This window comes from Vibrio sp. Vb1166, assembly GCF_033338695.1.
In the GTDB taxonomy this organism is placed as follows: domain Bacteria; phylum Pseudomonadota; class Gammaproteobacteria; order Enterobacterales; family Vibrionaceae; genus Vibrio; species Vibrio alginolyticus.
In genome coordinates, this window is the sequence record NZ_JAWOTE010000012.1 from 16,283 (window position 1) to 28,922 (window position 12,640).

Annotated in this window: 10 protein-coding genes; 4 read left to right on the forward strand and 6 right to left on the reverse strand. The window is 46.1% G+C overall.

Annotated features, from left to right (window positions below):
• Nucleotides 1–92: 92 nt before the first annotated feature.
• From R7E51_RS13510 to glnA, 5 genes are all read right to left on the reverse strand, one after another.
• Entirely contained in the window at nt 93–2,639 is a 2,547-nt protein-coding gene (locus R7E51_RS13510; RefSeq protein WP_206957968.1) for a bifunctional diguanylate cyclase/phosphodiesterase, read from the reverse strand.
• Between the two features lie 102 nt (nt 2,640–2,741).
• The gene (gene glnG / locus R7E51_RS13515; RefSeq protein ID WP_017821941.1) at nt 2,742–4,145 is read right to left on the reverse strand and encodes a nitrogen regulation protein NR(I); all 1,404 of its coding nucleotides are present in this window, start codon (nt 4,143–4,145) and stop codon (nt 2,742–2,744) included.
• Between the two features lie 57 nt (nt 4,146–4,202).
• A complete protein-coding gene (gene glnL / locus R7E51_RS13520) occupies nt 4,203–5,249 on the reverse strand; it encodes a nitrogen regulation protein NR(II) (RefSeq protein ID WP_017821940.1) in 1,047 nt (348 codons plus the stop codon).
• Nucleotides 5,250–5,381: 132 nt separating this feature from the next.
• Nucleotides 5,382–5,963, reverse strand: coding sequence for a DUF4124 domain-containing protein (locus R7E51_RS13525; RefSeq protein WP_206957966.1), 582 nt, complete (start codon nt 5,961–5,963; stop codon nt 5,382–5,384).
• Nucleotides 5,964–6,158: 195 nt separating this feature from the next.
• The gene (gene glnA, locus R7E51_RS13530) at nt 6,159–7,568 is read right to left on the reverse strand and encodes a glutamate--ammonia ligase (RefSeq protein ID WP_005379275.1); all 1,410 of its coding nucleotides are present in this window, start codon (nt 7,566–7,568) and stop codon (nt 6,159–6,161) included.
• A 530-nt stretch (nt 7,569–8,098) separates the two neighbouring features.
• Here glnA and typA point away from each other — a divergent pair.
• Together typA and R7E51_RS13540 are read left to right on the forward strand one after the other, a co-directional pair.
• A complete protein-coding gene (gene typA, locus R7E51_RS13535; RefSeq protein ID WP_005379276.1) occupies nt 8,099–9,928 on the forward strand; it encodes a translational GTPase TypA in 1,830 nt (609 codons plus the stop codon).
• A 72-nt stretch (nt 9,929–10,000) separates the two neighbouring features.
• Entirely contained in the window at nt 10,001–10,543 is a 543-nt protein-coding gene (locus R7E51_RS13540; RefSeq protein ID WP_053303411.1) for an AAA family ATPase, read from the forward strand.
• Nucleotides 10,544–10,574: 31 nt separating this feature from the next.
• Here R7E51_RS13540 and R7E51_RS13545 read toward each other — a convergent pair whose 3' ends face one another.
• The gene (locus R7E51_RS13545) at nt 10,575–11,216 is read right to left on the reverse strand and encodes a DUF2959 domain-containing protein (RefSeq protein WP_005382972.1); all 642 of its coding nucleotides are present in this window, start codon (nt 11,214–11,216) and stop codon (nt 10,575–10,577) included.
• Between the two features lie 34 nt (nt 11,217–11,250).
• Here R7E51_RS13545 and R7E51_RS13550 point away from each other — a divergent pair, with 34 nt between their 5' ends.
• Nucleotides 11,251–12,195 (forward strand): virulence factor BrkB family protein, encoded by a 945-nt coding sequence (locus tag R7E51_RS13550; RefSeq protein WP_033905908.1) that lies wholly within the window; start codon nt 11,251–11,253, stop codon nt 12,193–12,195.
• Nucleotides 12,167–12,601 carry a D-aminoacyl-tRNA deacylase gene (gene dtd, locus R7E51_RS13555; protein WP_005379282.1) on the forward strand — a complete coding sequence of 145 codons (435 nt, stop codon included), beginning with the start codon at nt 12,167–12,169 and terminating at the stop codon, nt 12,599–12,601. The genes R7E51_RS13550 and dtd overlap by 29 nt, the downstream gene beginning before the upstream one ends.
• Nucleotides 12,602–12,640: the final 39 nt, after the last annotated feature.

Sequence of the window (12,640 nt, forward strand, 5' to 3'; positions counted from 1 at the left end):
ATACATGGGTAAGATTTGCAGTTAAGTATAAATAACAGTTGGGTAGATTGTCAGTAGAGGATGACTAGGAAATCAACGATTCTCGCTCTTTTCTACTTCATGTTCACCAAATGTGTTGGCCATTCTTCTAGTGGCATAGGGCGGCTGTAGTAGAAGCCTTGCACCTGATTACAGCCTAAAGAGCGCAGTAATTGTGCTTGATTGCTATCCTCGACACCTTCCGCGACGACATTAGTTTTGAGACCTGCTGTGATATTGATGACGGCAGCGACGACTGAACGGTTTAAGTTTTCTTGTGTGAGTTGATTGATGAAGGTGCGATCAATCTTCAAGCAGGTAAACGGCAGAGAGTGGAGGTAACCCAGTGATGAGTAGCCGGTGCCAAAGTCATCTATCGCGATACCAATACCCATTTCACGCAGTTTAGTCATATTTTCTAGTGTGGTCGGTGCGCTATCAATGATACGTGATTCTGTGATCTCTAGTGTGAGGTTACTTGCTGGTAATTTCGTGATATCCAATACGCTTGTCACCGTATCAACAAAACTTGGGCAAGATAGTTGATTAACGGAGATATTCACATGCAGTTGGAAGTCCGACGGCCACTGTTTGCTTTCCATCGCTTGGTAAGTGTCGCGACAAGCTTGTAACAGAATCTGTTGGCCGATGGCTTTGATCATGCCGCTTTCTTCCGCGATTGGGATAAAATCTAATGGTGACACCATACCTGAGTCGCTATGCCAACGCGCAAGTGCTTCGGCGCCACACACTGTGCCACTGACGAGATCCACAATCGGTTGGTAATGAGGAATAAACTCTCGGTTTTCAATGCCAGTTTGGATCTTGGTCAGCATTTGCGTACGAAACTTTGAAGCGCTCGCTAGTTCTGGGCTGTAGTGACAAACACCAGTCAGTGAGTCTTGTTTAGCGTAACTTAATGCGATGCTGGCGTTGCGTAACCATAAAGGCATGGTTTCGTTTGGCTGGGTTTGTACAATACCAAGTGAAATCTTCATCACTACATTCTCGCCTTCCACCATAAATGGGGTGGAAAAGAGTTGCTGTAATCGACGTTCGGTTTGTTTAATTTTGGTTTCAGTGTCGACATTTGAGAGAAACACCGCGAACTCATCACCACCAATCCGAGCCAATAATGCGTTGTCACGAAACTGCTGTTTTAGCCTTTCAGCGATGCTGACCAACAACTGGTCGCCGTTGTGATGACCCACACTGTCGTTGATATCTCTAAATTTGTTGATGCCAAGTAAAAATAAACTGCCGTGACAAAGATCAGACTGATTTTCACAGATTTCGACCAAACCCTGACGGCTATATAAGCGTGTTAGAGAGTCATAAACCAACTGTTCACGCAATGCTTTGAATGAAGCTCTTAGATTGTTCGCCATTTCATTAAAAGCATGAACCAGTACGGTTGTCTCATACACATAACCAGGCTTTGGCATGCCGCTATCCCAATCCCCATTTGCCAGGTGCTGAGCGGCGGCGGCCGTCGCGTTAATTGGTCTGGTAACTCGGTTGAAAATGATCCAACTGATGGCGATCCCAAATAGGCTTACAATAATGCCAACGAGCCAACTCTCTTGCTGGCTTTTCGGTAACAGGCCGAGAAGCTCAGACTCCGAAATGGAGGTGCCGATAAACCATGTTAAGCCGTCTTGGTCTCGATACGGGGTTAGCCGACTGAAAATACGTTGGCCATCATGTTCAAATGAAAAAGTATAAGGTTGCTTGGTGTTGTTGAGATCGAAAGACCGGACGCGGCTCGCACTGATTTTGATGATCGGGTCTGCGTTTTCAGCGGCAAGCAAACGCTGCCCTTTATCCGAAAATTTTGTGCCCCATGAGATGACGCTTCCCGGGCCTGAGTGAGCGATTAAACGATGATCTGGGTCCATGATGTAGACCGACGCTTTAGTGTTGTATTTTAACTCGCGCAGGAATTCGTTGAATGTATTGATACGAATGTCTGTCACCAAAACACCAGCAAATTGGTCGTGTTTGTACACCGGCGTCATGGCTGATAGCGTAATATCCTGGCGTTCATCAGCGTTGGTATAAATTTCAGACCAAGTGGCGTTTTGGCTCTCCGCAACGGGCTTATACCATGGGCGAGTGCGAGGATCGTATTGGGAGATAACCGTTCGAATGTTGTTACTCACATGGTTGGTTCCATAAATAACCAGATCACCATCGGTGTGGCGATCTTGCACCATTAAGGTGTAATCGTCGGAAAGTTCGCGGCGAAAGCCTGCAAAGTCGCCGTTTTCTGAACCAAATGCGATTACATCCAACTGCGGTATCGATTGGTAAAGATTTTTGAATGCACTTAGCAGGTAGTTTTGAATGTCTGAGGTATCGTGAGGGCGATAAAGGTTGTGATAGCTGACGTTGTGCGCGAGAGCCATAACCGCAGTAAAAGGCTTACGTAGATAGCTATTGAGGTGGTCGTGGACACTTTCGGTTAACACGGAAAGTTGCTTGTCACTGATATCCGTGACCACTTCTTCGTAACTTTGTTTTTGGACGTAGACAATGACACCGATCGCCAGTAAGAAGATCATGACAAATGGAATCAGAACAGCAGTACGCAGTGTAATTTGAGTCGTAGCAGTAGACATCGCCTAATCACATAGATAGTGGTGCGCCACAATTGTACTGATGTTTTTATTAATATCGAGTGACAAACGACGCTCGTTGTTAACGCACCACGTAAGTGATTGTCAGTACAATTCTTTTAATTTTCTGGTGAGTGTATTTCGCCCCCAGCCTAATACTTTAGCGGCATCTTGCTTATGACCTTTAGTGTGCTCTAAGGCTGCTTCTAATAAAATGCGTTCAAATTCTGGTAAAGCGTAAGAAAGTAGTTCTTTATCTCCTGCTGCGAGTGAATGCCGTGCCCAATCCGCCAATTGTTCTTGCCAACTACCATGTGCAGAGTCTGAAATGGATTTTTTCTCTTCGAGTAGTTCGCTTGGCAAGTCATTTGGTAACACTTCGCTACCACTGGCCATAACGGTTAACCAACGGCAAATATTCTCTAATTGACGAACGTTGCCAGGCCAATCAAGGCGGTTAAGAATCTCCACGGTCGATGGGTGGAGAGTTTTTGTTTCCACACCAAGCTCATCAGCCGCACGGATAAGAAAATGCTGTGTAAGCTTTTCAATGTCTTGCTTACGCTCACGCAGTGCCGGGATCTGCACGCGAATCACGTTTAAGCGATGAAAGAGGTCCTCACGGAAGTCACCTTCTTGCACCAGCTTTTCTAAGTTCTGGTGTGTTGCCGCGACAATTCGTACATCGACACTGATCGGAGAGTGACCGCCCACTCGATAAAACTGCCCGTCAGCTAGAACGCGTAGCAAACGAGTTTGAATGTCCAATGGCATGTCGCCGATTTCGTCTAAAAATAGAGTGCCGCCATTGGCTTGTTCGAATCGTCCTTGACGAACATTGTTTGCCCCCGTAAACGCGCCTTTTTCGTGGCCAAACAGTTCTGATTCAATCAAGTCTTTGGGAATCGCCGCCATATTGAGCGCAATGAAAGGTTTGTTAGCACGTGGACTGTGACGGTGCAGTGCATGAGCAACGAGTTCTTTACCCGTGCCCGATTCACCGTTAATCAAGACTGAAATAGAGGAGCGAGAAAGACGACCAATGGCGCGAAACACCTCTTGCATCGCTGGTGCTTCACCGATAATTTCAGGCGTTTCTGCTGGAATGTCTTCTGGAGAGAGCTGCTCGCGTTTGTTTTCGTGGCTGTGTGCAATGGCTCGTTCAACCAGAGTTAAAGTTTCATCAATATCAAAAGGTTTTGGTAAATATTCAAAAGCACCTTTTTGGTACGCATTCACTGCCGCATCTAAATCTGAATGCGCGGTCATGATAATCACGGGAAGGTCTGGGTAATCGCGCTGTACTTGCTTTAGTAGCTCCAACCCATCAATACCTGGCATGCGAATGTCTGATACTAGAACATCCGGCACTTCGCGTTCGAGCGCCATTAACACGCTTTCCCCATCGGCATAGGTTTCACATTTGATGTTGGCAGAGGAGAGCGTTTTCTCCATTACCCAGCGAATTGAACTGTCGTCATCAACGACCCAAACATATCCTTTACTCATGTAGTAATCCTTGCAGCAAACCGAAAAACTGACGCGACTTGAAGTCCATTAGCGCACTCAGATCGGCAGATAAATAGTAAATGTTGTGTGACCAGGCCAGCTTTCTACGTCTATTTTTCCATTGTGCTGGTCGATCAAATTTTGCGAAATAGATAGCCCTAATCCAGTTCCTCCCTCGCGGCCACTGACCATGGGATAGAACAGCGTGTCTTGTAGTTCCGGTGGAATACCTGGGCCGTTGTCTGTGATTTCGACACGAGCAGCGAGTTTACAGCGTTTGCCGTGAATATTGGCTTGATGCACCGTTCTGGTGCGAATGGTTATTTTCCCGTGCTCTTGATGGCTAAGAATTTGTGCGGCGTTACTGACGATATTAAGCATTGCCTGCTCGATTTGGTCTGTATCCATCAAAATCTCTGGCAAGCTTGGGTCATAATCTCGTTCAATGATGATTGAGCGTTGTGACTCTAATTCAACCAGTTGGCGAACCTTTTCAAGAATTTGGTGCAGATTCTCTTGTGTCTTCTTACCTGGCTTCTGAGGTCCTAGTAATCGATCCACGAGCGCCCTTAAACGGTCTGCTTGCTCAATGATGATGTGTGTATATTCGGTGAGAGAGGGCTCTGGCAGCATTTTTTCTAACAATTGCGCCGCACCGCGTAAGCCGCCAAGCGGATTTTTGATCTCATGTGCAAGCCCTCGGACTAACAGCTTCGCCGCTTGTTGTTGGGCGTGTTGGTTCAGTTCTTGAGAGAGTCGGCGCTGCTGATCAATTTTGCGCATCTCGACCAGAAGCATCAACTGCTTTTGCCAAGTGATAGGGCTAACCGTCACCTCTAGCATTAAAGGGCGGCCATCAACAACGAAAGTGACGTCACTGTCGGTGATGCTTTGGCCACTTTGCAACGGTTGAGTGAGCAGCGCGAGATCCAGCGACGCATGCTGAATCAATTGAGAAAGTGATTGTTCAATAATTCGTTTAGCGCTTTGAGAAAACAGCAATTCGGCAGCCGGATTGGCATAACGGATGGCCAATCCATCATCAAGAATCAGCGTTGCTGTCACCATATTGTTGAGAATGGCACTAGGAAGACTGGTATCCACATTACGTCCTTGTTTTGCTTTAAGATTGTGCGATGCACAATAATGGTGCAATTGAACGTTAAGTATGGCGAATAAATCTTAGAAGAAAAAGTGAAAAGCACCGCTGTGATGTGATTTTTTTCACCAGATATTCTATTTTGCCCCTTTTACGGTCGGCTTAACACTTGCTCTATGTAAATGCACCGTTATAGGGCTAGTAGATGCAATAAGCTTGCCGCTTCTTTTCGCGTGCACAGCAAGTGTGTGAGTGCCTCGGTCAATATTGTTTAACTGCCACACTATATGGTTTTGTGGTGCACCATAGGGTTTTCCATCGAGTAACAATTGCAATTGCTCACCGATACCAAGCTTGCGATTGGTTTCTAATTGAATATTGATGATGCCTCGATTGCTGCGGATGGTCTCGTTGTGCTTGGGAGTCAGCATCGAGAGTTCTAATGGAAGAGGCTTCTCGGTTGTTTTCTCTGGCTTGTTTTGTGATGCAGTAGATGGCGTAGTCTGAGGTGCGAGCGATTCAGTACTTTCTACCTCAGGAGCTGGTGCGCTGGCTTCAAGGTTTGGCAGTGCGATCGCTTTTGCTCCTTTGTTTGGCGTATCACTAAAGTGAACCACGCCATTTTCATCTACCCACGTATACGCGACCTGCGCGAAGGCGGTAGAGGCGATTAACAATCCGCTGAGTGCACACAGTGATGGAATAAGCTGAACTTTCATTGCTCACCTTCTCTTGTTCGATGATTTCACGTTTCAATGGCTTAGCTCTTTGACCTGTAAGGAAAAATTCTAAGCGTATTTTTATTATCCCCTCATGTTAAACGTCGAAGCTTGAGTGGCGAATACAAAAAAGGCCCGCCTGCGAGGCGAGCCTAATATTTTATTGCTGTGTTTACATTTTACACAGTGTCGACCTTACACAGAGTAGTAAAGTTCGAACTCAACAGGGTGAGTTGTCATGTTTACACGCTCTACGTCCTGAGACTTAAGGTCGATGTATGAATCGATGAAGTCGTCAGAGAATACGCCGCCCGCTGTTAAGAACTCACGATCAGCATCTAGCTCTGCTAGTGCGTCTTTTAGTGAGTATGCAACAGTTGGGATTTCTGCTGCTTCTTCAGCTGGAAGATCGTAAAGGTCTTTATCCATCGCTTCGCCTGGGTGGATCTTATTCTTGATACCGTCAAGACCAGCCATAAGCATTGCTGCGAAACATAGGTATGGGTTCGCCGCTGGGTCACCGAAACGAACTTCGATACGACGTGCTTTCGGGCTTGGTACCACTGGGATACGGATTGAAGCAGAGCGGTTACGCGCTGAGTAAGCTAGCATTACTGGTGCTTCGAAGCCTGGTACAAGACGTTTGTACGAGTTTGTTGATGGGTTAGCGAATGCGTTGATTGCACGAGCGTGTTTGATGATACCACCGATGTAGTAAAGCGCCATTTCAGATAGACCGCCGTACTTGTCACCAGCAAATAGGTTTACGCCATCTTTTGCTAGAGACTGGTGAACGTGCATACCGCTGCCGTTGTCGCCAACAAGTGGTTTAGGCATAAACGTCGCTGTTTTACCAAACGCGTGAGCAACGTTGTGTACAACGTACTTGTAGATTTGGATTTCGTCAGCTTTGGTTGTTAGCGTGTTGAAACGAGTTGCGATTTCGTTTTGACCCGCCGTTGCCACTTCGTGGTGGTGCGCTTCAACAACAAGACCCATTTCTTCCATTACTAGACACATAGCAGAACGGATGTCTTGAGATGAATCTACTGGAGCTACTGGGAAGTAACCACCTTTAACGCCTGGACGGTGACCTTTGTTACCTTCTTCGTAGTCAGAACCTGTGTTCCATGCCGCTTCTACGTCGTCGATTTTGAAGAAAGAGCCTGACATGTCTGTCGAGAACTTCACGTCATCAAATAGGAAGAATTCTGGTTCAGGACCGATAAGTACAGTATCTGCAACACCTGTAGAACGCATGAAGTCTTCAGCGCGTTTTGCGATAGAGCGTGGGTCACGGTCGTAGCCTTGCATTGTTGCAGGCTCTAAGATGTCACAACGGATATTTAGTGTTGCGTCTTCCGTGAATGGGTCAAGCACAGCAGAAGATGCGTCAGGCATCATTACCATGTCTGATTCGTTGATACCTTTCCAGCCAGCAACTGATGAACCATCGAACATTTTACCTTCTTCGAAGAAGTCTGCGTCGATTTGGTGAGCAGGGATCGAAATGTGCTGCTCTTTACCTTTTGTATCAGTGAAGCGTAGGTCAACAAACTTAACTTCGTTTTCTTGGATCAGCGATAGAACGTTTTCTACTGACATCTTGGATAACCTCCAGTGTTAATAAGCGGTAAAAGCTCGATTTATGAATTATTCATGAAACCTGGCATTGATTAATCAATTTGACTTTTCATTAATCGATGCTGTTTTAACTAAAGCCAAAACCGTGCCAAAAAAAATATTCCATTAATTTCAAGCAATTGTGTTTTTGAATGCTAGTTTGGTGCACTTGCTTGCACCAAAATGATCTTTGCTTGCACTATTATGGTGCTAAAAATCATTGTTGCACCATAATGTGACAGGTACATTGCGTATTCAGCCCAGTTTTTGAGCAAGAGTCAATTTGAATTATGCATCGATTAGAATAAAGTTGCGTTTAATCAATTCGTTCTGAGGAAGAAAATGGGCATTAAGCGTAAAAATCGCAGAAATGCTCGGGAGTAGATCACATATTTCTAGGCTTTTTGCTAAAATCTGGTACATTATGGCCGTTTTTTTAATCAGCAAATGTCGCCAGAGAGCACCCGTTCTCAGCGTGGGGGCATTTCATCTATCTAAGTGAATCAATATCCATGGCTACTCCACAGATTGATAAATTAAGAAATATCGCGATCATCGCGCACGTTGACCACGGTAAAACCACGTTGGTTGACAAGCTGCTACAACAATCAGGCACGCTTGAGTCTCGCGGTGAAGCTGAAGAGCGAGTCATGGACTCGAACGACATCGAGAAAGAGCGCGGTATTACCATTCTTGCTAAAAACACAGCAATCGACTGGAACGATTACCGTATCAACATCGTAGATACTCCGGGACACGCGGACTTCGGTGGTGAAGTTGAGCGTATCATGTCGATGGTAGACTCTGTACTACTTATCGTTGACGCAGTTGATGGTCCAATGCCTCAAACGCGTTTCGTAACACAAAAAGCGTTTGCTCACGGTTTAAAACCAATCGTTGTAATCAACAAGATTGACCGCCCTGGTGCACGTCCTGATTGGGTTATGGACCAAGTGTTCGACCTGTTCGACAACTTAGGTGCAACTGATGACCAGCTAGACTTTAAAGTAGTTTACGCATCTGCACTTAACGGTTGGGCTTCTCTAGAAGAAGGCGAAACTGGCGAGAACATGGAACCACTATTCCAAACTATCGTGGATGTTGTTGACGCGCCAAATGTTGACCTTGATGGTCCACTACAGATGCAAGTTTCTCAGCTAGACTACAGCTCTTACGTTGGTGTTATCGGCGTGGCTCGCGTAACTCGTGGTAGCGTTAAACCAAACCAGCAGGTAACCATTATTGGTGCTGACGGTAAAACTCGCAACGGTAAAGTGGGTACAGTAATGGGCTACCTTGGCCTAGAGCGTCACGAAGTGGAACAAGCTAACGCGGGTGATATCATCGCAATCACTGGTCTTGGCGAGCTGAAAATTTCTGACACTATCTGTGCACAAAACGCAGTAGAAGCATTACCACCATTGTCTGTTGATGAACCAACAGTAACGATGACGTTCCAAGTAAACACGTCTCCATTCGCGGGTAAAGAAGGTAAGTTCGTAACGTCACGTAACATCCTTGAGCGTCTTGAGAAGGAATTGGTACACAACGTTGCACTACGCGTTGAGCAAACAGACGATCCAGATAAATTCCGCGTATCAGGTCGTGGTGAACTTCACCTTTCTATCCTGATCGAAAACATGCGTCGTGAAGGCTTTGAGCTAGCAGTATCTCGTCCAGAAGTAATCATCAAAGAAGAAGATGGTCAGTTGATGGAACCGTTCGAGACTGTAACGATCGACGTAATGGAAGAGCATCAAGGCGGCATCATGGAGAACATCGGCCTACGTAAAGGTGAGCTGAAAGACATGTCTCCAGACGGTAAAGGTCGTGTGCGTATGGACTTCGTTATGCCATCACGTGGTCTGATCGGTTTTCAAACGGAATTCATGACACTGACTTCAGGTTCAGGTCTTCTTTACCATACGTTTGATCACTACGGCCCTCACAAAGGCGGTAACATCGGTCAACGTGTAAACGGTGTACTAATCGCGAACGCGATGGGTAAAGCGCTAACTAACGCACTGTTCAACCTTCAAGAGCGTGGTCGTCTATTTATCGGTCACGGTGTTGAAGTTTACGAAGGTATGGTTATCGGTATTCACAGCCGTGACAACGACCTAACGGTAAACGCACTGAAAGGTAAGCAGCTAACCAACGTTCGTGCATCTGGTACCGATGACGCACAGGTTCTTACTCCGCCAATCAAGATGACTCTTGAGCAAGCACTAGAATTCATCGATGACGACGAGCTAGTAGAAGTAACGCCTGAAAGCATCCGTATCCGTAAGAAGTTCCTAACGGAAAGCGACCGTAAGCGTGCTTCTCGTGGCGCGAAATAATTTTCGTTAAGCGATTCAATTAAGAAGAAGCCTCGAGTTATGCTCGGGGCTTTTTGTTTTCTGGAGTTGAATATGAACCCGATTATTATCACCGGTGGGCCTGGTGCGGGAAAAACAACATTGCTGAATGCGCTAGACGCGTGTGGTTACGCCACGTTTCCTGAAGGGTCCCGCGACTTGATTGAGCAGCAAAGCCAGTTAGAAAATGGTATTTTGCCGTGGACGAATTTGCCTGAGTTTGCCAAGTTATGTCTTGGGTTGATGGACAAGCAAAAGAGTAATGCGCGTTGTCATGATGTTGCGTTTGTTGATCGCGCCATCCCCGACATCATTGCATACCTACAAGCGGGCGGCTGTAAGGTTGACCAAGCTTTCTTAACCGAAAGCGCTGGGTACCATAGTCAGGTGTTTACTTGTCGACCTGAAGCATCCATTTACGTACAAGATGAAGTGCGTCCGCACAGCTTTGAAGAAGCATTGGAGATTCATCAGTCGTTATTGAGTGTCTACACTGAGTTGGGTTATGAAGTGGTAGAAGTACCATGGGGAACTGTGCCAGAGAGAGTAGGCTTTGTTCGAAGAGTCATCGGTTTACTCGGTGAGGTCGTCGACTAAAACCTCCTCACTAGGAGGAGGTCTAAATCATTTACTTTTGATTGAGCTTTTGCAGGAATTTATCGGACTCTGCAATCGCTTCGTTCATTTGTTTGATCGCAAACTGAATGTCTTTCTCTAAGCTAGAGAACTCACCTTGCAAAGAACCAATCGCACTGGCGTTAAGGTTGTGTTTTAAGTACAACGTGTTGTCACGTAGCGTATCCAGTACCGGTGTCATCTTTTTCTCTGCACGCTTCATAGCGCTAAGCATGGTTTTGTACGAGGCTTTGGTTTCACGTAGCTTTTGCTCGCTTGAACGACGCAGTTTCGCACTCGAGTACAGCTCTAGCTCATCTTGCCACTCATCAAACAGTGCGCCGGATACGTCTTCAATCGCAGCAATACGGTCACGTACGTCTTGAGCCGCTTTTTCGCTATCTTCGTATTTGTCATTGATGTTGTTGTAGACATTTTCTAGCTCACCACCATCAAAGTTGGTGATCGCAGATAAGGCTTCAAGTGCACTGGTGAATTCTTCTTGTGCATCTTGTTGAGATTCTTTGGCATCTTCGACGCGGTCGACCATAATATCTCGTTTATGATACCCAACCTGCTCCATTGCTGAGTAATAAGCAGATTGACACCCTGTTAAAGTGAAAATTGATAGTACAATTGCTAATAAATAAGGCATTCTTATGTCCTCGGCGCTAATTATGGGATGAACTATGAACCAGTTATCAGAGAGTTACAAGGCGAGATTAATCAATCTACTGCCAAGTTGCGTCGCGTTTTTTACGTACCTTCTTAAGCGATTAACGCATGACCGTGTGAATGTGAACGCGGGCTATCTTGCCTACATTACCTTGTTGTCTATTGTGCCAATGCTGACGGTATTGTTATCAATATTGTCGAAATTTCCCGTTTTTGCGAACGTTGGTGAGGTGCTGCAAGGCTACATTATTGAGAATTTTGTGCCGGCTTCTGGAGAAGCTGTACATACGGCATTACAGGAATTTGTGGCGAATACGGGCAAAATGAGCGCGGTTGGCGGTGGGTTTTTATTCATTGCCGCAGTCATGCTGATTTCCAACATTGATAAGAACTTAAACTACATTTGGCGAGTTAAAGACAAGCGCCGTTTAGTCTTTTCATTCTCTATGTATTGGATGGTACTCACGTTAGGGCCGATCATGGTCGGTGCGAGTATTGCGGCGACGTCGTACGTGACTTCGCTGCAAATTTTAGAGAACGAGACATTATCTGGTGCGTTTAATTTATTTCTGCGTTGGCTACCGTTGTTGCTGTCCTTTTTTGCTTTTCTTGGCTTGTATATTCTAGTGCCGAATAAAAAAGTACACCTCGCTCATGGTGCCATGGGGGCAGCAGTCGCCGCGATACTGTTCGAGTTGAGTAAAAAAGGCTTTGCACTCTACATCACTCAGTTTCCGTCTTATCAGCTCATCTACGGCGCGTTAGCGGCGATTCCTATCTTATTTGTTTGGGTGTATTTATGCTGGATGATCGTGTTATTGGGGGCGGAAGTTACGGCTGCGCTTGGTGAGCGAGAGCACTGGAGTGAAGATTTAGACATGATACACTCGACCGCTGAATCTCAGTTAACAGATGAAGGAAGCGAGAGTAGTGATAGCGCTAATTCAACGAGTCAGTGAAGCAGCCGTCCGCGTGGATGGTGAAGTCGTAGGAGAAATTGATCGTGGTCTGCTGGTCTTATTGGGCGTAGAGAAGGACGACGATGAAGCTAAAGCAAAGCGTTTAATGGAGCGTGTTACAACCTACCGTGTGTTCGAAGATGACGAAGGCAAGATGAACCTGAACGTTAAACAGGTGGAAGGTAAAGTGCTGGTGGTTTCTCAATTTACGCTGCCTGCGGATACAAAAAAAGGCACGCGAGCTGGCTTTTCTCGCGGTGCGCATCCTGTTGATGCAGAGCGCTTGTATGATTACTTTTCTGACTTGTGTGAAGAAGTCTTACCCACACAGCGTGGCCGCTTCGCTGCCGATATGAAAGTGTCCTTGGTGAATGACGGTCCTGTGACGTTTTGGTTGCAGGTCTAATCTGGTAACACAGGCGCCATAGTCTAAGCTTTAACTCCA

Bases quoted from the DNA above. Each gene is read 5' to 3' on its own strand.
- R7E51_RS13510 (WP_206957968.1), bottom strand. From the start codon at position 2,639: ATGTCTACTGCTACGACTCAAATTACACTGCGTACTGCTGTTCTGATT.
- glnG (WP_017821941.1), bottom strand. From the start codon at position 4,145: ATGAGTAAAGGATATGTTTGGGTCGTTGATGACGACAGTTCAATTCGC.
- R7E51_RS13525 (WP_206957966.1), bottom strand. From the start codon at position 5,963: ATGAAAGTTCAGCTTATTCCATCACTGTGTGCACTCAGCGGATTGTTA.
- glnA (WP_005379275.1), bottom strand. From the start codon at position 7,568: ATGTCAGTAGAAAACGTTCTATCGCTGATCCAAGAAAACGAAGTTAAG.
- typA (WP_005379276.1), top strand. From the start codon at position 8,099: ATGGCTACTCCACAGATTGATAAATTAAGAAATATCGCGATCATCGCG.
- R7E51_RS13540 (WP_053303411.1), top strand. From the start codon at position 10,001: ATGAACCCGATTATTATCACCGGTGGGCCTGGTGCGGGAAAAACAACA.
- R7E51_RS13545 (WP_005382972.1), bottom strand. From the start codon at position 11,216: ATGCCTTATTTATTAGCAATTGTACTATCAATTTTCACTTTAACAGGG.
- R7E51_RS13550 (WP_033905908.1), top strand. From the start codon at position 11,251: ATGAACCAGTTATCAGAGAGTTACAAGGCGAGATTAATCAATCTACTG.